General features: G+C 66.2%; 21 protein-coding genes. 3 read left to right on the top strand and 18 right to left on the bottom strand.

What is annotated here, in order from left to right; genetic code table 11:
* Nucleotides 1-566: 566 nt before the first annotated feature.
* From FLV34_RS36640 to FLV34_RS36570, 15 genes are all read right to left on the bottom strand, one after another.
* Entirely contained in the window at nucleotides 567-2,471 is a 1,905-nt protein-coding gene (locus FLV34_RS36640) for an ABC transporter ATP-binding protein (protein ID WP_147945310.1), read from the bottom strand.
* A gap of 167 nt (nucleotides 2,472-2,638) precedes the next feature.
* On the bottom strand, nucleotides 2,639-3,454 hold the full coding sequence (locus tag FLV34_RS36635; protein WP_142652119.1) for a 3-deoxy-manno-octulosonate cytidylyltransferase: 816 nt from the start codon (nucleotides 3,452-3,454) through the stop codon (nucleotides 2,639-2,641).
* Between the two features lie 23 nt (nucleotides 3,455-3,477).
* Complete coding sequence (locus tag FLV34_RS36630; protein WP_147945309.1) at nucleotides 3,478-4,044, bottom strand: NUDIX hydrolase; 567 nt, start codon at nucleotides 4,042-4,044, stop codon at nucleotides 3,478-3,480.
* Between the two features lie 4 nt (nucleotides 4,045-4,048).
* The gene (locus tag FLV34_RS36625; protein ID WP_240972182.1) at nucleotides 4,049-5,038 is read right to left on the bottom strand and encodes an adenosylhomocysteinase; all 990 of its coding nucleotides are present in this window, start codon (nucleotides 5,036-5,038) and stop codon (nucleotides 4,049-4,051) included.
* A gap of 158 nt (nucleotides 5,039-5,196) precedes the next feature.
* Complete coding sequence (locus FLV34_RS36620) at nucleotides 5,197-6,198, bottom strand: NAD(P)-dependent oxidoreductase (protein WP_205831191.1); 1,002 nt, start codon at nucleotides 6,196-6,198, stop codon at nucleotides 5,197-5,199.
* 32 nt (nucleotides 6,199-6,230) lie between these two features.
* Nucleotides 6,231-7,067: a phosphotransferase gene (locus FLV34_RS36615; protein ID WP_142652125.1), complete on the bottom strand. Its 837-nt coding sequence runs from the start codon at nucleotides 7,065-7,067 to the stop codon at nucleotides 6,231-6,233.
* The gene (locus tag FLV34_RS36610; RefSeq protein WP_142652127.1) at nucleotides 7,064-7,720 is read right to left on the bottom strand and encodes a histidine phosphatase family protein; all 657 of its coding nucleotides are present in this window, start codon (nucleotides 7,718-7,720) and stop codon (nucleotides 7,064-7,066) included. The genes FLV34_RS36615 and FLV34_RS36610 overlap by 4 nt, the downstream gene beginning before the upstream one ends.
* Entirely contained in the window at nucleotides 7,717-8,481 is a 765-nt protein-coding gene (locus FLV34_RS36605) for a phosphotransferase (RefSeq protein WP_142652129.1), read from the bottom strand. The genes FLV34_RS36610 and FLV34_RS36605 overlap by 4 nt, the downstream gene beginning before the upstream one ends.
* Nucleotides 8,478-9,323 (bottom strand): class I SAM-dependent methyltransferase, encoded by an 846-nt coding sequence (locus tag FLV34_RS36600; RefSeq protein WP_142652131.1) that lies wholly within the window; start codon nucleotides 9,321-9,323, stop codon nucleotides 8,478-8,480. The genes FLV34_RS36605 and FLV34_RS36600 overlap by 4 nt, the downstream gene beginning before the upstream one ends.
* 31 nt (nucleotides 9,324-9,354) lie before the next feature.
* A complete protein-coding gene (locus tag FLV34_RS36595) occupies nucleotides 9,355-9,867 on the bottom strand; it encodes a topology modulation protein (protein WP_142652133.1) in 513 nt (170 codons plus the stop codon).
* 99 nt (nucleotides 9,868-9,966) lie between these two features.
* Nucleotides 9,967-11,019 carry a hypothetical protein gene (locus tag FLV34_RS36590; protein WP_187280827.1) on the bottom strand — a complete coding sequence of 351 codons (1,053 nt, stop codon included), beginning with the start codon at nucleotides 11,017-11,019 and terminating at the stop codon, nucleotides 9,967-9,969.
* Complete coding sequence (locus tag FLV34_RS36585; RefSeq protein ID WP_147945307.1) at nucleotides 11,016-12,734, bottom strand: carbamoyltransferase C-terminal domain-containing protein; 1,719 nt, start codon at nucleotides 12,732-12,734, stop codon at nucleotides 11,016-11,018. Before FLV34_RS36585 ends, FLV34_RS36590 begins: the two co-directional genes overlap by 4 nt.
* An 8-nt stretch (nucleotides 12,735-12,742) precedes the next feature.
* Nucleotides 12,743-13,699, bottom strand: a complete 957-nt coding sequence (locus tag FLV34_RS36580) for a thymidylate synthase (protein WP_147945306.1) — start codon at nucleotides 13,697-13,699, stop codon at nucleotides 12,743-12,745.
* Nucleotides 13,696-15,444: a hypothetical protein gene (locus FLV34_RS36575; RefSeq protein ID WP_222709760.1), complete on the bottom strand. Its 1,749-nt coding sequence runs from the start codon at nucleotides 15,442-15,444 to the stop codon at nucleotides 13,696-13,698. The genes FLV34_RS36580 and FLV34_RS36575 overlap by 4 nt, the downstream gene beginning before the upstream one ends.
* 92 nt (nucleotides 15,445-15,536) lie before the next feature.
* Nucleotides 15,537-16,415 (bottom strand): HAD family hydrolase, encoded by an 879-nt coding sequence (locus FLV34_RS36570; RefSeq protein ID WP_222709759.1) that lies wholly within the window; start codon nucleotides 16,413-16,415, stop codon nucleotides 15,537-15,539.
* A gap of 141 nt (nucleotides 16,416-16,556) precedes the next feature.
* Between FLV34_RS36570 and FLV34_RS36565 the strand changes: the two genes are divergently transcribed.
* Entirely contained in the window at nucleotides 16,557-17,942 is a 1,386-nt protein-coding gene (locus FLV34_RS36565) for a Tat pathway signal protein (protein ID WP_147945304.1), read from the top strand.
* A 75-nt stretch (nucleotides 17,943-18,017) separates the two neighbouring features.
* Nucleotides 18,018-18,503 (top strand): TrmO family methyltransferase, encoded by a 486-nt coding sequence (locus FLV34_RS36560; protein WP_147945303.1) that lies wholly within the window; start codon nucleotides 18,018-18,020, stop codon nucleotides 18,501-18,503.
* A gap of 145 nt (nucleotides 18,504-18,648) precedes the next feature.
* Here the strand turns inward: FLV34_RS36560 and FLV34_RS36555 are convergent, their stop codons facing one another.
* Both FLV34_RS36555 and FLV34_RS36550 read right to left on the bottom strand, forming a co-directional pair.
* Nucleotides 18,649-18,876 carry a DUF397 domain-containing protein gene (locus FLV34_RS36555; RefSeq protein WP_147945302.1) on the bottom strand — a complete coding sequence of 76 codons (228 nt, stop codon included), beginning with the start codon at nucleotides 18,874-18,876 and terminating at the stop codon, nucleotides 18,649-18,651.
* Complete coding sequence (locus FLV34_RS36550; protein WP_147945301.1) at nucleotides 18,858-19,685, bottom strand: helix-turn-helix transcriptional regulator; 828 nt, start codon at nucleotides 19,683-19,685, stop codon at nucleotides 18,858-18,860. The genes FLV34_RS36555 and FLV34_RS36550 overlap by 19 nt, the downstream gene beginning before the upstream one ends.
* A gap of 534 nt (nucleotides 19,686-20,219) precedes the next feature.
* Between FLV34_RS36550 and FLV34_RS40945 the strand changes: the two genes are divergently transcribed.
* A complete protein-coding gene (locus FLV34_RS40945) occupies nucleotides 20,220-20,684 on the top strand; it encodes an ATP-binding protein (protein WP_187280826.1) in 465 nt (154 codons plus the stop codon).
* A gap of 507 nt (nucleotides 20,685-21,191) precedes the next feature.
* On the opposite strand, the gene FLV34_RS36540 is transcribed toward FLV34_RS40945, so the two are convergent.
* The gene (locus FLV34_RS36540) at nucleotides 21,192-22,223 is read right to left on the bottom strand and encodes a PIN domain-containing protein (RefSeq protein ID WP_147945299.1); all 1,032 of its coding nucleotides are present in this window, start codon (nucleotides 22,221-22,223) and stop codon (nucleotides 21,192-21,194) included.
* Nucleotides 22,224-22,586: the final 363 nt, after the last annotated feature.

Genomic DNA, 22,586 nt, shown 5'->3' with positions numbered 1-22,586 from the left:
CCCGGCGCGACAGCCGGGCCACCAGGCTGACCACGACCGCGATTTCACACTCCAGCCGAACCGCTCAGCCAGCGACCTGATGAACGTGAAAGATCGAGGTAAGTGGCGAACCATTGGCTGAGCATTGGCCACGCGATTGGCCGCCCTCCCTGTACGCCTTTGGCGTGATTGAAATTATTCGGGAGACACCTCGGGGCCGACTTCCGAGATTCACACCCTTATCAGAGTCGACGACAACACGACGTTATCGATGTCGAATACCGGACTGACCCGCATCAGCAGGTTCTTCAATTACAGAGACCCGAGGACAACGTCAATAGCATGCATGAAATCGGGTTTTTCATGGATTCGAGCGGTAACGCTCGACAGAGTCGCTAGCTCCGCGTCAGCTCCCGCGGCACCGACAGCAGGGGCAATAAGGCGGCTGCTGCGCGATCAGGAACGTCGGCGGCAGGCCCATGCCGAGCACCCCGCTCGGCGGTGAGAGCGTGCGCACCCAGTTGGCCTCGCCTCCCGCTGTCTTTGACGGTGTGCGTTTTGAGGATCGATGGTCATGTCGTGCTCTCCTACGTGGCGGGGGTTGCGCGGTCCTGTTGCAGGAGCCACAGGTCGCGAAACAGCCCGGGCTGGGAGATTAGTTCGGAGAAGGGACCCTCGGCGGTCACACGCCCGTCTGCCATGACCACGATCCGGTCGGCGACGACCGTGTTGGCGAGGTTGTGCGTAACGAGCACGATCGCTCGGTCTTGGGCGAGCTGACGCAATCCGGTGAAGATGCGGTGCTCGGCTCGGGCGTCCAGGTCGGAGGTGGGCTCGTCCATCACCAGCAGGCCGACGTCCCGGTGGATCGCCCTGGCGCCGGCGATGCGCTGCCACTGCCCGGAGGAGAGGGCCTGACCGCCCCACCATTCCCGCGCAAGCAGCGTGTCCAAGCCGCTCCGCAGCACGCTGATCACCGAGTCGGCGCCGCTGGGGGGGGCCGCCCGCCGTACCGCGTCGTCTCCCTCAGGCTGGGGCTGGCCGAGGTGGATGTTCTCCCGGGCGGTCATCGGCCAGCGGGCGAACTCCTGCGGCACGACCGCGCACTGCTTCCATAAGGCGTGCGGGTCCAGATCACGCGTGCTGACCCCGTCCCAGGTGACCACCCCGGAGGTGGGCAGGTTGAGCCCGGACAGCAGTTTCATCAGCGTGGTCTTGCCCGAGCCGTTCTCGCCCACCACGGCGACGATCTCTCCCCGCCGGACCACGAAGTCCACCTCGTGCAGGGTGTCGCGATCAGCGTCAGGGTAACGGAAGGTCACCTGGTGGAGGGCGACATGCCGGGGGCGGCCCGGCACGATGTCCCCCCGGTCCAGGCGTTGCCCGGCCGCCTCCTCGACGAAGGACTCCCAGTCGTCCATATATCGGCCGGTGCGCATGAGATCGGTTCCGTACCCAACGATGCCGTACAGGCCGCGGGAAGCCGAGCGCAGCGTGAAGACGAGCGTGCCGGCGGCAGCGGCGCTGATATGACCGGTGCCGAGCAGCAGCATCACGCCGGCCCACATCAGCGCCGAGGCGAGGCCGCTGACGGCGGAACCCACAAGGTTGATCCTGGCGCGCTGCCAGGCGGCCTGATCGTTGGTGCGGTCCACCCGCACGCCGCTGGCCCGGTATTTGTCCAGCAAGTAGGGGGCCAGGGTGTCGGTGCGGATCTGGTCGGCCTGGTCCTTGTGGGTCAGGTGCCAGCGCAGCATGTTCAGCATGCGGCGATCGTGGAACGTCCTCAGCGTCGCCAAATAGGCGACCCGTTCGCCCGCTACGGAGGCCGCGGCCTGGGGCACCGCGGTGAGTGCGAGCAGCGGCAGCAGGATCGGGGCGAGCGCGGCGATGACCACGGCTGTGGCGATCAGCGTGGCGGCCGAGGAGACCAGGTTCTGTGACTGGCCGATCATGTCGCGGCTGACCTCGACTCCTCGGTCGGCCTTGTCGTAGCGGTCGTTGAAGCCGGGGTGGTCGTAGGCGGCCATCTCGGCGTTGGTGGCCGCCTCCAGCATGCGGTACTCCGCCTCACGCGAGATCCGCGGCGCGAGCCGGTGCGATAGGGACTGGATCGCGATGCCCAGGACCGCTCGTGAACCGGCCGCCCCGCCCAGGATCGCCACGGAGGGCACGGCCGCGCGCAGCTGAGCGGGGTCCTGAGCGGACTGGATCAGCGCGCTGAGCGCCGCGGTGGTCGCGAACAGGCCGAGTGCCTCCAACAGGCCTGAGACGACCTGGCAGGCCAACAGAGCGATCGTCGATCGCCGGTCCACCGCCCAGGCCAGGGAGAAGGAGCGACGGACCAGCGTGGGCAGGCGGGCGCTCAGGCTGCGCCCGGTCAAGTGCTGGGCCAACTCGCTGGTGTCGCCGCCGTTGTAGTTGAACCTCAGCTCCTCGCTGTGCTGTTCAGGGCCGGTTTCGTCGTCGGTGACAGTTGTCTCGTCGGCCACGTCGGCGGCTCCTGTTCCAAAATCGGGAGAAACCTCGCCGGCGAAGCGGGCGCGCCTGGTCGGCAAGGACCTTCAGGTCGGACGGGGAGAGTGAGGCAAGGACGGGGATCTCGTCTGAAGGGATCTCGTGGGTTCGACGGAGCGGCTGCCGACGGCTGCTTGCGTCTCTATCGCCTCGCCGAGGCCGCCTGCGAAATGCTCCTTGCGGCATCGTCGTGCTCATCGACTCGGTTACCCAGGAGTTTGAAAGCCCTTGCGAGGTCTTCGGGCGTGTCAACCGCCACGCCTTTGTCGGCGACGGGAAGCATCCGAACGCCGTACCCGTGCTCGATGAAGCGCAGCATCTCCACACCCTCGGTCCGTTCCAGCGGCCCTTGCGGGAGCTGCCGAAACTGACGGAGAGCCTCACTGGTGAAGCCGTAGAGTCCCAGCTGACGCAGATACGTCGGGCGTGCCCCTCGCGGATAGGGGATCGGTTGGCGCGAGAACATCAAGGCGTTTCCGCCGGTTCCCAGCACGACTTTCACGACGTTGTGATCGAGGACGGCGCCAGCGTCGTCCAGTTCCGTGTAGGCGTTCACCGCGAGTGTGCCGACGGTGAGGTGGTGGAGAGCGTCGGAGACGGCGTCGATCGCGGTCGGCGCGATGAACGGCTCGTCGCCCTGGACGTTGATGTAGGCGTCCGCGGAAACGCGTTCAGCACATTCCGCGACGCGGTCGGTGCCGGTGAGGTGTTCTCGGGTGCGCATGCATTCGATGCCCAGTTCGCGGCAAACGGCCTCGATGCGTTCGTCGTCTGTCGCGACCAACACGCCGTCGAGACGCGTGGCCTCCATGCAGCGTTTGTGCACATGCCACAGCAGAGGCTTGTCCCCGAGCGGGGCCAAGGGCTTGCCCGGGAAGCGCGAGGCCCCCCACCGGCAAGGGATGATCGCTATGTGGCGACGCTCAGTGCGTGGCTGTGCTGTTGGAGCGGCGGTCATGGCGTACTCCTGTCGATCGGGTCTCAGGAACTCGCAGGACGTTCAAGGAGGGCCAGCTTGGCGCGGATGGTCGGTGAGGCGGCTCCCCGGAACGACCGCCACTCGTAACCGCTGACCTCCTCGCTCTGGAGCGTCACCCGGCGCTGTGCCTTGAGCCGGAAGATGAAGCGGAAGTCGACATGCTGGTGTCCCGGCTCGCCCTTGGCGAGGTTGGCGTCGATCTCATGCACGTCGATGTCCAGGGGAACCGTCTCAAACCCTTGGAGGGGGACGACCGCGTCGCTGGGGATGCCGGTCTCCTCCGCGAGCTCGCGCAGGGCGGCGTGAACGAGGTCCTGGTCGTCCCGTTCGACGTGTCCCCCCGGTGCGAGGAACTTGCCTGTCGCGTTGTGGCGGATGTGGAGCACTCGGTCGGTGTCGTCGAGGACGATGGCGCTGCAGGTGACGTGAGCTGGAAAGGTCTTGCGGTGCGTGGGGTCCTGCGTGTCGGCCAGAGCGGTGAACAGCACTTCGAGAAGTCGCTGCTCGCCGGGGTGGCGACTGAGGTACGCCTCGGCTGTGGCTCGGATGTGGTCCGGGGACGGCGGCATGAGATCACCTGTCGAAGTGGTCGAGCCAGATCCTGGCGATGGCCTGGCGATCGGTCATGGGCATGCTGTGCAGGCCAGGTTGGAAGCGGCCGTGGCTGAGGGCGGCCGTGGCGGCGAGTATCTCGGCCTGGACGAGGTGGATGTAGGTGCCGACGGCTGCTCCGTGTACGAAGTTGACGGCGCCGCCGTCGGCGAGCACGTAGAAATAGTGACCGGTGATCTCGTAGCGCGTCAGCTGTTCCCCAACAGGGATGCGCTGGTAGAGCTCGTGGAGGGCTGAGAGTTCCAGCTCGTCTTCCGAAGAGGTCACCGAAGCGAGGTAGGCGCCGTTGCGCAGGGCGGCGAAGTCGTGCTGACGCAGTGCGAGGTTTCCGGTGGCGCACAGGACGAGTTCGGCGTCCCTGACCGCCTCGGCGGTGGTCGATCTCGTACGGAAGCCCTGGGAGTGCGCCTGCACTCGCCGGACCGGGTCCGTGTCGTAGACCGTGACCCGCAGGTCGTTGGCCCGGAGTGTCTGCGCGATGGCGCGCCCGACCTTACCGAAGCCGAGGACGCAGGCGTTTCGGCTGGTCAGGATGTCGCCGCGGGCCCGGACCAGAGCGTCGGTGGAGAAGACGATGGACCGGCCCACGAGGTGGTCCTCGCAGTCCTTGAGGGGGGAGCGGGCCACCGAGACGACGGGACACGGTATGCGGCCGAGCGCCGCGTACCGCTGGTGCCCGTTCTCCGTGTCTTCCACAACGCCAAGGACACGGCCGGAGAACTTCTCGACCAACGTGCCGAGGCTGGGAGCGAAGTAACCGCCGATGTCCACGAGGACGACGTCCTGCCCGCCTGCCGTGTCCTCCACGTAGTCCAGCGCACGGGTGGAGTCGGCGAACAGTTCCCTGCTGAGGTGGTGGACGGTGTAGGCGCTCTGGACCACTTCCAGCGTCCGCTGGTCAACGGACTTGGGCTTGGGCAGTACGGCACCGACTGTCGAGGTCCTCGCCATCGCGCGCAGGAATGCCGGACGCTCAGAGAGCAGGTGCGTGATGATGAAAGAGGTGATCGGGCCGCCGACGGGGAATTGTCCGGTGACCCGCCGGAAGAAAGCATCGAGTCGTGCTCGCTCAGGACCCTCCACAGCAGCTCCTCCTGACTTCCGTCTGGTTAGGCGGCTCGGCTGTACATGCTGGGCTCAGCGGCCAGGGCTTGCATGTGGGCGCGTATGCCGCTGGTGAGGTCGACCAGCGCATGCCAGCCCAAGACCTCATGTGCGCGACCGGGGTGGGCGCGGGTGGTGGGGACGTCGCCGTGGCGGGGGTTCTCCTGACGCACCTCGATATCGCGGCCGACGAGGCTGTTGGCGATGCTGATCACTTCGAGGAGGGAGGCGTTCGAGCCTCCCCCCACGTTGATCACACCGCGTGCGGCAGGAGCGGTGGCCGCGGCGATGGTGGCTGCGACCGCGTCGTCGATGTAGGTGAAATCCCGGCGCTGGTGACCGTCACCGTAGAGGCGCAGCGGCTGGCCGGTCAGGGCGGCCAGCAGAGCACGGTGGGTGAACATATCGGTGCGCTGCCGGGGGCCGTAAACGGTGAAATATCGCAGTGCGACGACGGTGGTGGGGCAGTGGGGCTGCGCGGCGTGGGCGAGGCAGAGCTGCTCCTCGGCGAGCTTGGTGACGGCGTACGGTGACGCGGGCCGCGGGTGGTCGGTCTCGACGCTGCGTCCGCCATCGGTGGCGCCATAGACGCTGGAGGAGGAGGCGACGACCAGGCGGGGAACGCGCATGCGCCCGACGGCGTCGAGTAGGCGCTTGGTAGCCAGGATGTTGGAGGCGACGTAATCGCCGAACTGTGGTCCCCAGGAGGGGCGAACGCCGGGGATGGCGGCGAGGTGGAAGACCGCGTCCGCGTCGATCAGGAGGGGGTCGATGGCACAGCCGATCAGGTCGGCTGTGACGTGTATGTACCCCTGGTGCGACCGGAGAGGGTTGAGGTTGGCCGCGGCGGTTTGGTCGGTGGAGGGGTCACGGCGATCGACACCGATGACGACGGTCCCGGCCTGGACGAGGGCGTGTGCGAGGTGGGAACCGATGAAGCCGGCGGAGCCGGTCACGACGGCGCGGCGGGGGAAGTGGGTGTGCTGATGACTCAGCTGCTGTGTCACGGTGCGTCTCCAGAAGCGATGGTGTCGACGTTTCAGCTCAGCCGGGCCAGGACGGTGCGGCCGTGGGCGGAGAGGGAGAGATCCTCCTGCTCATATCCGCGCACCAGGGCGGTGACCGCCTCGATGGCGCCGAAGGATTCGAGGAGGCGTTGCTCCATGTCGGTGGGCCCGCGCCCGTATCCGGAGTAGAACGCGTTCCGGAGATGGGAAGCCACCTGCCAGCGGCGGAATTCGAGACGGGCGAAGTCTCGGACGCGGGCATCGCGCCGCATGTGTTCCAGGTCGTAGAGGCCGAAGGACTCGCCTATGTTCCAGTTCCGTGGCTGGTAGTCGAGGTGGCACACAGCGCTGTCCATGACCGTGCTCGCCAATACGTCCTGGTGGGCGGTCAGGAGTTCGCGTTCATCGGCGGAAATGAGACCGGCCTGATCCGCCCGGCCGATCCAACGAGCAAGGCGTCGTGCCAGGTCGGGGCCGACGGCGTCAGAGCGCGGAATAAGGGTGGCCTGGTGGAGCAGTCGCAGTACGCGACCGGCCTCGTGGTGGGCCAGTTCCTCCTCAGGCGATCCTGGGGTCACAGCATCTGCCCGCGTGCCGGACAGCGCGGTCACCAGCAGCGTGCACGTGCTGTCGTGACAGCCGACCAACTCGGGCACATGTCCTTGGAGGTGCCGCGACCAGGTGCGGTACGCCTGGACCTCCTGGACGTACCTTGATCGGTTGTCGTGCTGCTTCGCGAAGTATCTCCGTCCCTGACCGTCGGCCAGCTGGAGCAGGCGTGGCGGAAGGGACGGATCCGGCACAACGCGGACGGAACCGACCCTGTCGCGGGCCAGTTCCAGGCGCGGATCAACGAAGGCCGTGATCACGAGCAGGCCTCCTTCGCCAGGAGGGCCTGGTGCGAGGTGTCGTTGTGCCGGTCGAGGATCCATCGGGTTTGGTCCAGCCGGTTGCGGTGATGCTGCCAGCGCGTGATGGAACCGTGCGTGACCGTGAAGCCCGCGGGGGAGCCGAGCGGGATGCCCAGGAGCAGTGTGTGGGCGACGATCACGGTCTCGCCGTGTGCGGCGAACAGGACACGGTCGCCTTCGTGTTCTTCGATGAGCTGTGCCAGGTGGGCGCCGGCCCGTTTCAGGTATCCGTTCCAGGTGTCGGATCCCAGAGCCCAGGGTGTGTCCGGGTGGGCATGAGGCCCGCCGCCGGCGGCGGTCTTCACCTCGGCCCAGGGTCTGCCGTCGGCGTCGCCGTGGACCGGGCCGTCGAGCCGGACGTCCGTGATGAGCGGGATCCGAAGGGTCTGACTGATGATCTCACCGGTCTGGATCAGGCGCAGGCGCGGTCCGGCGTAGAGCGCGTCGAACGGCTTCTCTCGGTGTTCGTCGGCGAGCCGACGTGCGGCCTGCTCCACCTGGGCGTAGCCGCGATCGGTCAGTCCGGTGCAGGTCCGCGGTCCTCCAACCAGTCCGTCGGCGTTGCACTGAGCCTCGCCGTGGCGGACGAAGACGAGTTCGGTGATGATCATGCTCGACCTCGGAGTCGGGGGTAGTTGGGTGGCCAACCGTGGCTGTAGCCGTTGCGCCCGATGTAGGGGGCGGTCAGGACGGCGTGCAGGACGAGAAAGTCGTCGAGGCGGTCGCGGTCCGTGGCACCGAGGCGGGTGTCGTGGTGATCCGCGGCCTCGTTATAGGCGTGTAGGGCCGTGTCGATGGCCTGATCCGAGAGCGGTCCGTACGTCAGAAGCAGCGTGGCGATCAGCTTCGCGAGGTCGTAGGCCATCGGCGCCAGCGTGAGGTCGTCGGTGTCGACGGTGAAGACAGCCCCGGCATCGGTGATGAGAAAGTTCCGGGGGTTGCTGTCCTTGTAGAAGGCGGTGGGTCCCTCCGCCGTGCTTTCCAGCAGCGTCAGCATCGCGTGCAGAGCAGCCTTGTTGGGTAAGTAACCCTGCTCCAGCCGGTGTTGGAGGGCGGCCCTGCGGGGGCCGAGGTAGTCGGCGAAGGCGGTGCCGTCCTGGAATCTGTGCGGTGTGGCCAAGTCGGCTGCTCGCAGGTCGCTCGCCCAGGCGGAGCCGTGGGCATGGCCCAGTAGCGCCGCCAGCGCGGGCAGGTCCTTCCGGTGGACTGGACGTCCTTCGATCCGCTGGTAGGTCAGGCTGGTCGGCCCGATCACCACGAACGCCGGCAGCCGCAAGGGTCGCGCGTGTTCCGTGATCCACCAATGGTGACGGACAGCGGCGGAGATCTGATCGGAAGTCTCATAGAACTTGGTGAAGTCGCCACTCGTCATGATCGGCCTTTCCTGGGCTGGGCCACGACGAACGTGATGACGGACCGAGTGGTGAGCGGCCGGTCCGGCACGGACTCGTGAAGCAACGATGCAAGCGCTCCCGGATTCCCGTACAGGCCCGGAGCTAGGCCGTACTTCGGGTTGGTCGCCACGTACTCGGCGATGTGGTCGTGACCGTCGAAGGTGAAGGTGTGCTCCTCGTTTTCGGCGGTCACCACGTCGAGCGACGTCGCCGCCAACTCGGCGAGATTGCCGCTGTGCGCCGAAACGTACAGGCTCTCGTGCCGCTCGGCGTGAGGATCGAGGCCCGCCGTGGCGACCAGCTGGTCCATTTCCCGGTAGCTGTCGAGGCTCTTGGTGACCAGCACTGCCAGCGCTCCGGGGGCGAGAACGCGGTTGATCTCCGCTACGACCGTCTCCGGGCGAGGAGAGTGGTACAGGCAGAACGCGGCCACCGCCAGGTCGCACGACCCGGCGGGCAGGGGCAGCCGATGGAAGTCCCCTTGGAGGAAGCTCACCTGCACGCCCGGCAGATGACGGGTCCGCTCGCGGGCCTGGTCGATCAAGGCCGGGGCCGCGTCGAGACCGACGACACGCCGCGGGTGTAGCAGACTGGCGAGCGCCGCGCTGCTCGTACCGCGACCGCAGCCGATGTCCAGGACCGCACCGAGACGGTCGGCTCGCGCGTGATGGGATCGCACCAGCTCGACGATCGTGTCCGGAACGGGCCGGCCGGAGGTCTTGGCCCGCATCAGAGCGTTTGACCGGCCGGCGAGACGGGAGGCGTGGCCGTACAGTTCCGTCTGCCGCGCGGGGTCGAGAAACGGATTGGTACCGCTCATGCCGCGCCCTCCCTTCGCGGGCGCGGACGGCTCAGCGGTGTTCGGCGGCCACCTTGCGCAGCCAGCGGCGCGTCTGGCGCCGGTTGGCCAGCAGAATCACGTCGGCATGCCCGGACGCGAACTCCTCGATCTTCGCCATCACGCGGGGGCGCATCCTGCGGCGGTACGTCGCCACGTACTTGATCACACCCCAGTGGATGCGGTTGTGCACCCCGTTGCCCTTGTGCCCGGCCCCGTGCCGCAACTGACGGGAGAAGATCCCCCACAGCGCGGCGGCCGTGGACACGTCCATCAGGACCACGGTGTCGCAGGCTTCCAGCCGGATTCGCAGCGTCGAGTTGTAGTTGCCGTCGATCACCCATCGCGGCTGTGCGACCAGCTCCCGCTGCAGCTCGGCGAACTTCTCCATGGGCAGCTCGTTCCACTCGTCGTCGTAGAACGCGGCGTCCAGGTGCGTCACCGGGGCGTCGAGGATCTCCCCCAGCGCGCGGGCCAGGTAGGACTTGCCGCTGCCTCCGCAGCCCACGATGGCGACCTTCTTCACAGTGCTCCAGCCTAGAGTCGCCCGGGCACCCGGACAGGCGGGCCGCCGGGACACGTTCGGTTGATCTCGGTACGAGGGCCTGGCGGGTCTGTGGCGGCATCAGGCCACTCCTCGTGCGGCCACGTCGGGACTCGTGATCGTGTTCAGCACGGTCTCCAGGACGTCGACCTGCCTGCTCAGGCGGAAGAGGTCCAGGCGGTCCAGACACGCCGCGATCAGGTCCACGTGCTGCTGGCTGCCGGAAATCTTCTGGAGAAAAGTGAGGCGCTCGATCACCTCGCGGCCGGAGGACACGATCAACTCAGCGGGCACGAACTGGTCGACGTGGCGGATGTCGGCCGGAGCGAGCGGCAGGCAGCCGGCGAGCACCGCCTCGAAGATCCGCTGCGTCATCTGCCCGACTGCGGCGTACCGCTCGGGCAGCATGAGGATGGTCGCCAGGGACCTGCTGTACAGCTCGTGGGCTTGCTCGAAGGGGACCCGTCCGAGGAAGCGGACATGCGGCCAGCGATCGGTCCGGGTCCACTTGCCACCGACCAGGTGCGCGACGCGGGCGGCGGCGGGGGCGAAGTAGCGGTCGAAATGCGCGTCGCGGTCGTACTGGTTGCCCACGTAACCGAGCGCAAGATCTCGAGGTGTCGCGGCGAGCGCGAGCGGATCCGCGCGGGCCAGGAGCCGGTCGTCGACCGGGAAGAGCAGGCGGTGGGCACCCGCTGATGGTTCGAGTGCCGCTTCGCACACGGCGGTCCGTAGAGCGCCACGCCACACGCTCTCAGTCCGCAGCTTGCGGTCCTTGTCCCAGATCACGGTCGGCGTACCGCGTCGTGCGGTGTAGTGCGCGAGAAGTTCGGCCTGGCGGTGCAGGTCACAGGTGTGGCCCTCAGTACCGCACGCTGTGGTGTTGCGCCCGGTGATCGCCCAGCGCCATTCCAGGAACAGGACGTCGATCGTCGGAATCCCGCTGTCGAAGACGTATGCGCCGCCGAGGCCGTCGCCGGCTTCCATCAGGTCGCGGTTGGGCTGGAGGAAGACGATCTCGTGCCCGCGGGCGAGGATGGCGTCGATGAAGGGGCGGCGGTGGCTGCGGCCCCCGTCCGGCGTGTCGGTGATCCCGTTGCCGAGGAAGCCCCAGAAGCTGTACCCGATCTTCACTTGGTTATCCACCGGCCTTCCAGCAGCAAGGCGTCCAGGCCGGACTCGGCCAGGCAGTCCAGGGCCATGGCCGGTGTCCCGCAGATCGGCTTGCCCTTGACGTTGAGCGAGGTGTTGATCAGCACTGGGACACCGGTGCGGCGTGCGAAGGCCGTCAAAACCGCGTGCATGAACGGGTTCTGCGATTTCGTGACGGTCTGGAGGCGGGAGGTGCCGTTGGCATGCACGATGGCTGGCACCTTTTCGCGCGCCGCGGCTGTCACGCCGGAGGCCATCGACATGTAGGGCGCTTCCTGGCCCAGGGTGAAAAACTCCTCAGCGCGCTCGGCCAGGACCATCGGGGCGAAGGGCCGGAACGGCTCCCGGTACTTCACCGTGGCGTTCAGCCGCTCCACGACCCCCGGCTCCAAGGGAGAGGCGAGGATCGAGCGGTTGCCCAGGGCACGCGGACCGGCCTCCACCCGACCTTGGAACAAGCCCACGATCATCCCTTCGGCGAGCTGGTCGGCGAGGAACTCGGCGGGTTCGATGCCGATGGTCTTCTGCCGGAGCTGCGGCCAGGCGATCAGATCGAGGGCCTGGTCCTGGAACGACGGACCGAGGTAGCAGGATCGGGCCACGCCGGCCACGGGCCGCCGGCTCCCGCTGTCAGAGTGCACAGCGACGGCGGCACCGATCGCGGTGCCGGCGTCACCGGGGGCGGGCGGGACAAACACCTGATCGAAGATGCCGGCCTCGATGATCCGGCCGATGCTCACGCAATTGGTGGCGACTCCGCCACCGACACACAGGCGACGGGATCCGGTGAGCGTCCGCGCCCGGCGGGCCAGATGCAGCATGACCTGATCGGTGCGCTCCTGGAGCGCCGCGGCTAGGTCCCGGTGGACATCCGCGAGCGGTTCGTCCGGGTGACGCTGGGGGCACGTCTCGCTGATAAAGCGCCGAGAGGTCCTCGGATACCCGGAGTTCAGGGTGCGAGGGGGGAAATAGGCGGGGTCGACGGAGAAGCCAGCCGGGGTGGTGCGGACAGCCCGGGCGAACAGGTGACGGAACCGCTTGGGGTCGCCGAGGGCGGCGAGGGCCATCACGGTGCCCTCCTCGTCGCCGCGGCGCCAGCCCAGATGCTCGGTGACCGCGCCGTACACGTACCCGAGCGAGGCCGGGTCGTAGACGGCCTCCACGATGCGGGTGCGGGGGCGCAGCGTGTCGTGGCCGTGCGCGATGGTGGTGGTCTGCCGTTCGCCGAGACTGTCGACGACGAGCACCGCCGATTCATTCCACCCGGACGCGGCGAAGGCAGCCATCTGGTGGGCTCGATGGTGCGGGACAGGCGCCACACGGGCTGAAGGGAACAGCCGCCCAAGGGCGCGAACACGCTGCTGGGTGCGCAGTGCCACCTTGGCGAAGCCCCTGGCCCGAGCCAGCGCTCGATCGCGCGTGCTCACCGATAGGGCCAGGCGCAGGGCGGCTGGGGACTCGAGGAGATAGCGGGCGGGCTGGAAGTTGTATGCGACAGCCTCCACGTCAACGGCGGTGAGTCCGGCTTCTCCCAGCAGCCACTCGACCGCGAGGCGGGGGTAGTCCTTGGTGTGTTTGTGCTGGGAGAGACGCTCCTCCTCCACGAAGCCGATCAGCTCCCCGTCGACCAGCAGCGAGGCGGCGGAGTCATGGGTGTAGGAGCACAGGCCGAGGATGACAGAGGGAATTCGGTCCATGTCGTGCGTCACCTCGTCCCTGCCGTCGCGCGGGTGGTCGAGGTCCTGGCGCGGCGGTTCAACTCGCCGTACCACGCGGTCAGCGCCTGGCCGAGCGGCCCGACGATCCCATCGGCCACACGCCACGCCTGATCGCGCAGGCCGTCCTTCCACAGCCGGTAGCTCCGCAGGGTCTCGGTCATGCTGTCCCATCCCGGATGCCCTGTTACCGCTCCGGTTTGGACCTGGTCGAGAAGCGCGTCGAAGCCCTCCCACTCGGTGGTGAGGTCCGGCATGATCGCGCTCGATGTGAGCGAGGTGAGGTGCTCGGCCTGGCCGAGGTGGCGCTCGTAGATGTGCAGGGACCCTACGTAGTGGTGAAAGTCGCCCAGCCCGACGCCGAGCCAACCGGCGACCAGCTCGTGCAAAGTCGTGTAGAAGAACAGGTCGTACGGCATGCCGATCCACACGTCCTGGCCGCGCATGGTGGTCGACATGTGCAGGCGGCCGGCGCGTAGGTGGAAGGCGAAACCGAGCGTGCAGGGCACGTCCTTGTGCCCAGCGGCGTCCCGAGCCGGGTCATACAGCTGAATCAGGGCCCGGCGGGAGTCGGGGTCTTCCGTGAGGATCTCAAGAACGCGGTGCAGCTGGTCCACGACGCCTGCCCAGTTCCGCATGCGTGGGCCGTAGGCGCCGCGCAGAACACCGTCATCGGCGTACTGTCGCAGCTGCGCGTTGTAGTCAAAGATCCACGGGTCATCCGAGCCGGAGAGGTGCCAGACGGTCTCCGCGACCGCGAACGCGGGGTTCAGGATCCGGGCCGGCGGCGCGTACAGCAGTCGGGCTCGGGGCTGGGTCAGCCGCATGTGGACGTCGAGGACCTCACGGGTCGCCATGCCGCGAGGCGCGACCTTCTCGCCGTTCTTCGCCAGGGTGACTGCCCCGGCGAAGAGTTCGGCGACGCTGTCGCCGATCAGGTGTGTCATCGGGCACGGGCTCCTTCGCCCCGCGACAGCGCGGAATCAGCGCCAGGGGCATCGTGGTGGATGGGGACCAGGCGCGTGGCAGCGTCGTCGGCGCGCCCGAGGATGAGGTGCGCGACGTCGGCGGCACTGTCTCCGCGCCACCGGCACACCGCATCCGGCATCGTCTGGACGGCGGGCCGGTTGGGGCGGGCCAGTGACGAGAGGGCGTCGGCGATGTCGTCCGCGCTGATGCAGCGCCGGGCGAGGCCGTGCTCGGCCAGACCGAGCGTGCGCTCACCGGCCGCGCCGATTTCGAGGACCGGCACGTTCAGGAGGGCCGCTTCGATGCCGCATGTCGAGTACGCACTCGCCAGGGCATCGGCACCGGCGAAGCAACCGCGTGCTCCGACCCGCGGGTCGGTCACGGCCACGAGCGCTCCGCCGTCCGGCATGACCAGGGCGTAGAACGCGTCGGCGCTCTGCGCGGGGTGGGGGGCGATGACGAGGCCCCAGCCACCGTCGGCCCTACGTAGCCCGTCCAAGAGCAGGTCGGCCTGGGCCCTGAGACGGTCAGGGCCGAAGGGCTGGCAGGCCCACACCACGATCCGGGTGGGCTCCCTTCCGGTGGCGGCACCGATGAGCTGTGCCAGGTACCGCTGCTGGGCCTCGCGGTCGCAACGGGCCAGGCTGTCGAAGCGAGGCTGGCCCAGGACATGGACTTCGGCGTCGGGATGCCGCGTCCAGGCCCGCGCGAGGGGGGCGTCGCGTTCCCCCATGACGACGATGTGACGACTGTGGAGAGCCGGCCACGCGACCGACTCCGCTGTCCAAGCACCGTGCTGGACGTGCACCGTGTTGATGCCGTGGCGCTCGGCCGCGTGCACAGCGAGCGCTCCCAGCGGGCTGGTGTCGTTGCTGACCAGCACGGTGTGCGGCCGTGCCACGGCGAGGACATCGTCCAACCACGCTTCCGCCTCCACGACGGATCGCCACGACGGCTGGGTGCATCCCCCACTCGTCTCCAGAAGCACCGAGACGAGCCGGAGCAACCGACCCAGATGGACGCTGTGCTCCTTCACCCGAACGACTGCGTCGTCCTGCCGCAGGAACTCTTTCACGGCACCGCGGCGGCCGAAAAGGCCGGCGGGGGGCGAACACAGCCTCACCTCCTCGGCTCGAGGAGCCGGACTCCGCTCCGCCGGATCGGTGGCGAGGTCGATCAGCAGGCTCCTTCGCCCGCCGCGCGCGAGGACATCGAGCACGGGGAGCAACGTGGCCGCGTGACGGGATGACCACGACAGCGCCACCACATCACTTCGGCGCACCTCGGACGCAGGGGAATGCGCAGCGGCCACATGAACAGCGGGACGGGTAGGCGACTGTGCGGGTCGCAGCGGATTGTGCGAGACCGCGGCCCCCAGTACGAAGGCCACGCCGGACCAGGTGACGGTATAAGACCGGTACTCCCGTGAGCTGCTCGACCGCACGCCGACGAGCCCCTCGTACGGTGCGGGAGTCATCGCGCCGGGGGCCTTCTTGAACGGTTCCCAGGCACTGAGCGCCATCAGCTTGCGTACCAGCCGCTCCACCAGGCGCCGCACCGGCACGTGCTGCACGTACAACCATCCCGCGCCGCCAGGCGTCGCAGCGAGATGCGCGCCGTACGTCTCAAGCGCCCCCATGATGCGATTGACTTCCTCACGCACCTCGCCCGAATCGAGCGGCAGGGCCTCCAGGTCTCGCGTGGTGATCTGCTCCGCCCGCATCGTGGCGAGAGCGCCCACTCCCACCAAGGCCCACAACGGCTGCCCCTCGAAACCGCTCCTGACAAGTCCGAGCGCGCTGTGCCCAACCGCCTTCACAGCGAGCCGCCTTCAATGAGCGGGGTCTGTGCGGCGCTGATGCCGAGGAGGCGCAACAGGTCCTTGGGCGATTCGGCGACCACGGGGGACGACCCGATCGGGCGGCCGTATCCCCAGCCCGCGTGGATGTAGGAGACGCCGGCGCGCCGCGCCGCCTCTTGGTCGACCGCCATGTCACCCACGTACGTCACATCGGCCGGGTCGGTACCAAGGTCGACCAAGGCGAGCAGGATCGGGTCCGGCGCCGGCTTACCCCGCCCCTGGCCATCGAGCCCGCGCACGGTGGCGAACGGACAGCCGAGCCGCTCAAGGAGGGGGTTTGTCCTGGACAACGGCTTGGAAGTGACGACTCCGAGGGACCAGCCAGCAGCGGCGGCCGAGTGAAGGACGCCTGTGATGCCGTCGAACTCTCGGGCCAGATGGGACGCTGCCGCAGATGCCTCCGCATACGTCCGGTGAATCTCCTCAGCGTTGGCCAGACCGAGAAGCCCCATGATGTCGTCGAAGGGGCGGCCAAGGTGTTCCTGGTATGCCTCGAAGGGCACGTCGAGGCCATGGGCTTCCTGGACCGCGTACCACGCTCTCTCCATCACAGGACGCGTGTCGACGAGAACACCGTCCAAATCGAAGAGGAGGCTACGCCGTACTACTGAACCGCAGCCGGCCTCGCTCCCCGACACGGGATACGAATCAGAGGGAAGTGATTCAGGAGGCATGATGAAGGGTCTCCAAAGAGGGAATGACGAGGGTCGGAAAGCGACGGTCGCTTCCGGGCGCCTGATGAAAGCGAGCACCCGCTTACCGGTTTCGTGCTCGGTGGGGCGCAGGGTCCGGCTGTCGGCCATCACCGAAACGAGACAGAGGTTGGTCTTCACCGGATTTCCTCCCCGGCAAAGGCAGATGGTGGTTTCGTTGACCTTGAGTGAACCGTGAATGACGACGGGTAGGTATCCCCGGCCAGTCCGCGATGCCGTCAAACCCGTCAAAGATCGTTCTCTTGTGAACGGGGCCGAAGGATGGCACACAGGAACGAGAAACTGGCTTCTGTAATAGCGGAGACCGGCTGGTCGCAGCCCAAGGTTGCCGCAGCGGTAGTAAGGGTTGCCGCCGAGGTCGGTGCCAGTGAACTGTTCAGCACGACGCGTTCCCACATCGCGATGTGGATCTCCGGAACCCGTCCCACCGGCAGGGCCCCCCTTATCTTGTGCGAGACGTTGTCTCGGCGGCTGCAACGCCCGGTCACACTGGCGGAAATCGGACTTTCGGCATCGACCCCCGATGCCGACCCGGCATCCGAGTGGCGCGTCGATACGCTGACCGCGCTGGTGGATCTGGGGAGAAGCGACATGGACTTGGGACGCCGCCAACTACTGGCTGGCGCCGCCTACTCGATAGGCGGCCTGGTGCTACCCGGACAGCAGTGGTGGGATGACGCTCCAGCGCGAGCCAGATCCCGGCCGGCCGCGACAAGTCGCCGGATCGGCGTCGGCGAAGTCAACGCCGTCCGCGAGATGACGGAGTTCTTCTCGAAGCGAGATCAACGGCACGGCGGGATGGATGGCCGCACCGCTCTCTGCCGCTACATCCACGACGACGTCGCGAGATACCTCGGCGGCGTCTTCACCAGCGAAAAAACACGCTGTTCTCTTCTGGCCGCGGCCTCCGAGGCCGTATATGTGGCGGGCTGGATGAGCTTCGACGCCTCGGAACACGAAGCAGCTCGCCGCTATTTCACACTCGCCCTGAAACTCGCCGCAGAGGCCGATGAGGCCCCGCTGGCTGGTCACATCCTGCGGGCCATGGCCCACCAGGCGATCGACTTGGGTCACCCCGGGGCAGGTGTGCGGCTCGCGGCGGCGTCTGTCGACCGAAAGCGCTACACCCTGGCGACACCTCGCGAGCGCGCGCTGCTCGGTGTCGTGCAGGCACGCAGCCTCGCGACCGACGGGCAGAGGCGTGAGGCGATCGCCGCCCTGCTCCGCGCGGAGGACGACCTGGCCGCGGCGGGACCGGGCGACGAAGACCCGCAAAGGGTTTGGTTCTTCCAGAGAGCCTCGCTGGCCCACGAGACCGCACGCACCCTCTGGACCCTCGGCGATCTCGATGGGGCGCTTCGTGAGTTCCACAACAGCGTGGTGACGAGGAAGGCCGAGACGTTCAGCCGGACCCACGCCGTGACACTCGGCTACATGGGCACCGTGCAGGCCAAGCAGGGCAACGTCGAGGCAGCCTGTCACACGTGGGCCCAGGCTCTTGACGCCATGGAAGGCGTTCAGTCGGGAAGAGCACGTGAGGCCGTCGTGAACATGCGCAGAGTGTTGTCTCCCTTCCGGAACCGCGGGATCAACGTGGTAGCAGAGATCGACGAGCGAGCCAAGGCCGTACTCAAACGAGTAGCCTGACAGCGCCGTGATGGCGAGGATGAGCACGGTGCAGCCGCGCTTCCCGCCCTACTCGAAGCCGAGAAGGGGAAACTCGTGTCCACACAGTCCATCGAAGTGCCTGTGATCGCCACCGTGGTTGGAGGTCACACCGGCCGGCTCGACGACTTCAAGGGCGGTGTGGAATCGATCATCAGGTTGCGCCCGGACTACCCGTTGGAGACGCTGCAGGGGATCGAGGAGTTCTCCCATCTCCAGGTCACCTGGTTCTTCAACTTCGGGTCTCCTGATGACGTCGCTCTGCACGCCCGTAGCCCACGCGACAATCCGGCGTGGCCGGCGACAGGGACGTTCGTGCACCACAATCACCGGCGGCCAGCCCGGCTGGCGACCTCGTTCCCTCGCCTGCTCCGTGTCGATGGACGGGATCTGCATGTCACTGATCTCGACGCGGATGACGGCACGCTTGTGGTGGATCTGGTAGCGGTCTTCGAGGAGATGCTCCCTCGAGGCTCTGTCACGCAGCCGTCTTGGCCCAGCGAGATGCTGAAGGACTACTGGCGAGACGCTTCCGAACGCTGATCCGGATGGGGCGCTGGCATCGATCCGAACGAGGGAGGTTGATACTTTCGTCGCCAGTGTCGGCCAGCGTCGACGTGCCCAAGGGGTGGTCAGATGCCGAGGGTCGGAATCGAGTGCCTGGTCGAGCACTCGATTCGCTTCGCCTTCACGCGATGTCGAATTCGCCGTCCTTGACTCCCCCAATGAAGGCGTGCCACTCCGCGGGAGTGAAGAGCAGCTTGGGGCCGTCAGGGTTCTTGCTGTCACGAATGGCGACCACGCCGGGAAGGTTCGCTGCGACTTCGACGCAGTTGCCCCCGCCACCACCACTGAGCGAGCTCTTCTTCCAGGCGGCCTCGGAGAGGTCGACGCCGGTTAGATCATTGACTTCCATCGAATCCCCGCTTCCTTGATGATGTCCAGCGATTGGCTGGGCCGGTAGGCTTCAGCGCGAATCCTGTCATATCTGCCCCAGACCAGAGACACCACTTCATGGTCTGCCGATACCTCGCCGGTCGCGGACGACTCTATGGAGACGGAGGTAGGGGCGTCCGGCAACTCCGCGATGATGAAGCTCGACAGCAGGCCGGATGTGCACGACGTATCCCGCGGAACGATCTGGATCTTGATGTTCTGTCGGCCCGCAAGGACTACGAGACGGCTGAGCTGCTCGCACATGATCTCAGGACCGCCGATGAGACGGTCCAAGACTGTCTCATCCAGCAAAACCCATAGGGCGGGTGGGCGGTCTCGATCGAGGACGATCTGGCGGGCCATTCGCGCAGCGACCTGTTCCTCGATCTCATCCTCGGAGGTGGCGAGGTCCCCGCGGAAGACGGCTCGCGCGTAGTCCGCGGTCTGGAGGAGCCCGGGGATCAGCAGCGGGTCCCAGCTTCGCAGTACCTGCGCTCGGGGCTCGATCTCATCCGACCATCCGAGGAACCAGTGGGGCGCCGACGGCGAGGTGATGTTCCGGCAGAGCCGGGCGAAGAGGTCACCCGTCCCGAACACCTCATCGCACCGGGCTGCCAGATCCGGCTTGGGCGTCCGGTTGCCGATCTCGATGTGCCCTACGAGCGACCCTGAGACTCCCAAACGTGTGCCGAGCCGCTCTTGGGATAGACCGGCTTGCTTGCGGGCCCGCGCCAGCTCACGCCCGAAGCGCTGAACGGGCGTCAGACGGGGATCGAGGTCGTTCGCCATGCCCTTCCTCTCCTCGGCTTCCTGATGCGATGACACGTTCTGACAGACCGCTACACCTAGCGAAAGTTTCCGTCGTCCGATTGTCGATGGATTGCGGCTACACGTCCACCGAAATCGAGGGAATCTAGTCCCGGATGTTTACTCCACAACTGATCAATGACAACAACCGGACAAAAGCTCTGGCCGTTTGTCTATGCGTCAGCCGTGATCGGAGCGTCGATGTATCCATCGGGAGGTGAACCATGGCTTCGGGGAATGCGCTGCACAGTCAGGAGCACCTCATCTACCCGGTGCAGCCCATCTGGGATCTGCGAACCCGGGAATCACCACCGCTGTTGTTCTTCTCCCAGCAGCATTCCATGCCCTGGATGCCCTGCAGGTTACCGGAAGGTCCCATTCCTGGTCGCACTTGTGGAGACGCGACGAATCGGCCGGGATGCCCGAGGAGAAAGCGGCCACAAAAGCCAAGGTGGCGGTAAGTGCATGAAGGTTCAGAAAACGGCTAAACTGAGAGCAGTCCGCTGGCCTCGATGTGTGGCCGATCAAGACTTACACAGCGTGGGGCAGGCAGACTTCGCCGGGCAGGCCGTATCGGTTGGTGCCGCGAGAGTGTGGGCTAACGGGCTGTTGGACGGGCACGTCGCCGACGACGTGCGGGAGTCGGCGGTGCTCCTGCTCAGCGAGTTGGTCACCAACGCCGTCATCCATTCGGAGTCCGGTCGCAGGCCAGGCGGGCAGGTCACCGTTTTCCTGGCTGTCGGAGATGGCACGGCATACTGCGAGGTCATCGATGACGGCTCCGACACCAGTGTTCCGGGCATCCGCGAGGCGACCCTGGAAGGCGACGGCGGACGGGGCCTGTGGATGGTGAACGCGATGGCGGACGCCTGGGGCTTCCACCACGACGACGAGGCCGGGAACGCGGTCTGGTTCCGGATGGGCACGCGCCCGGCGATGGCACATGCCGTTTCATGTTCGAACGCTGCCGCTGCCTCATGAGAGACCGGTGGTCACGGCAGGGGCGGCGCACTGTCCGTTCCCCCGGGCCGCTACGGCACAGCGCTACAGATCCGGCCAGGCGCCTTGGTGAGATGACTCGGTGAAGCTCCGTGCCGCCGCGTGCACCCCCAGCCACAGCGGCACGGTCGCGGTCTCTGCCTTCCCCAATAGCAGAGCCGCCATAGGGACCTGCTCGCACGCGTTCTGACGCGCGGCAGGCCCCGGCGCGACGGTACGGGCGAGCCCCCGTATTGCCCCGTACCGTCGCGCCCCCTCTCGGGTCCCAGCCCCGGCCTCGCCTTCGCTACCCAAACGCCGGCGTCCTGGGTCTCTGGTGACGGTCTCGAGAGAGCAGCGCCCAACTCGTGATGAAGGTGCTCGCATGGATAGATCCGCGGATCTTTCCCCCATAAGGTGCCGCGGGCGTGGAGGGCAACGAAACCCTTGACGCCTCACGCTGAAGCTAGGATTTCCGCTGACCCCCTACGGACAATCATAGTCGGCGGATCAATCTTTTTTAAGAGTCGAATCTGCCGTTTCGAGCACTTCGTCAGCTTCGATCCAGTTGCCGCCGCCAAACATGCTATATATTCGCACATAAATGCCTTTCAGGCTTATGGGCTCGATCATTCCGGTGCGGGTGTCCAGTCTAGACTCTCCCTTTACAGCAACCTCTTCAGTCTTCCCACCATTGACATCGCGGTAAGCGTAAAAGAATGCCGAAAAGGAGACAGCGAAGACGTGTGGTATCTCGGTCTTGAAATACGAAGGCACGACCCCTCGAAATTCGACGCGCCCGAAGATTGTCATTATTGCACTTCGCTCAAGCGCTTCCTGCGCCTGCGTTGCCACCAACTCCTCAAAATCTATCCCCGCGATTTCGTTTGAATCTAGCGGAACCGGACTGTCTGGCGCCAAATAGCGCATGACTTCTTCCAGTGCCTCAAATACCAATAGCCGCCCTTCTTCAACGGGGGTCTCCACTGCAAGATTTGCAGCCAAGCCCTTTCTTGGCTGGCGATCCGTATAAAAATCGCCGTCACCGGTCACAAAGAGGACTTTGTAGCGATCGGAGAGCGTTATACATGCCTCCCAAAGCAAGGAGTCCTTCATCTGCTGCTTCCTCGAACTGTTCGGCGGAGTTTCGGCATTCACCCTGACAAGAGCCCGCCTCACCTCACCCATTTCCATGGAGGGATAAATTATCTTACCCTTGAGACTGGTCTGCCTCCCGCGAATAGCGACCTCGATATCTTCTACCGTAAGAGTTACCATCCCCCCTGCTGTACTGTTACCGGTCACTGTAGCAATCTCGGCGGTACTAGCCACAAGCTTGTCGAGTAGTGACCTCGCAGCTTCGGAACGATGCTTGTCAAGCTCCAGTTCAAGAACTTCGGGAATGGCCAGAACGGCGCTCGAATTGTTCCTTAGTGCGGAAATGAAAGTTAGGCCAATCGGACTCCCGAGCCACTTAAGCCGAATCCACTCGTTAGTGTCTATAACAATGCACGTAACTACTGATTCGGGTTGTGAGTTCACGACCAGCAGTGTAACTCGTGAAGGCATGTTATGCATCCGTAAAAACAGGCGTAACCAACTGAGTGATGACCTCAGCAAAGGGCAGCGGATGTCTCGTTGCATCGTCCCTCCGCCCTCTCCTTGTCGAAGACCGAGAGAAGAAGATCGCCTGAGTGGTAACCACCCCGAAGAGCCACGCACATCGGCGAATGCTGGCGGACAAACCATGAACGTTTTTCATCCGCCGGGCGGCTAAGCCGGTCACAGCATGATCGCGATGCTCGGGTTTTCCTCATGATGTGGCGAAGCTCCTGGTAGACGGGTTGATCACCACAACCATCACCGTCATCGCCAGGAGCTTCGGGTGCTGTTCTATCGTGCTGC

The sequence above is a fragment of the Microbispora sp. CSR-4 genome, assembly GCF_008033685.1.
Classification (GTDB): domain Bacteria; phylum Actinomycetota; class Actinomycetes; order Streptosporangiales; family Streptosporangiaceae; genus Microbispora.
The sequence above is the reverse complement of the archived record's forward strand: the minus strand, read 5'-3'. Positions and strand labels throughout refer to the sequence as shown.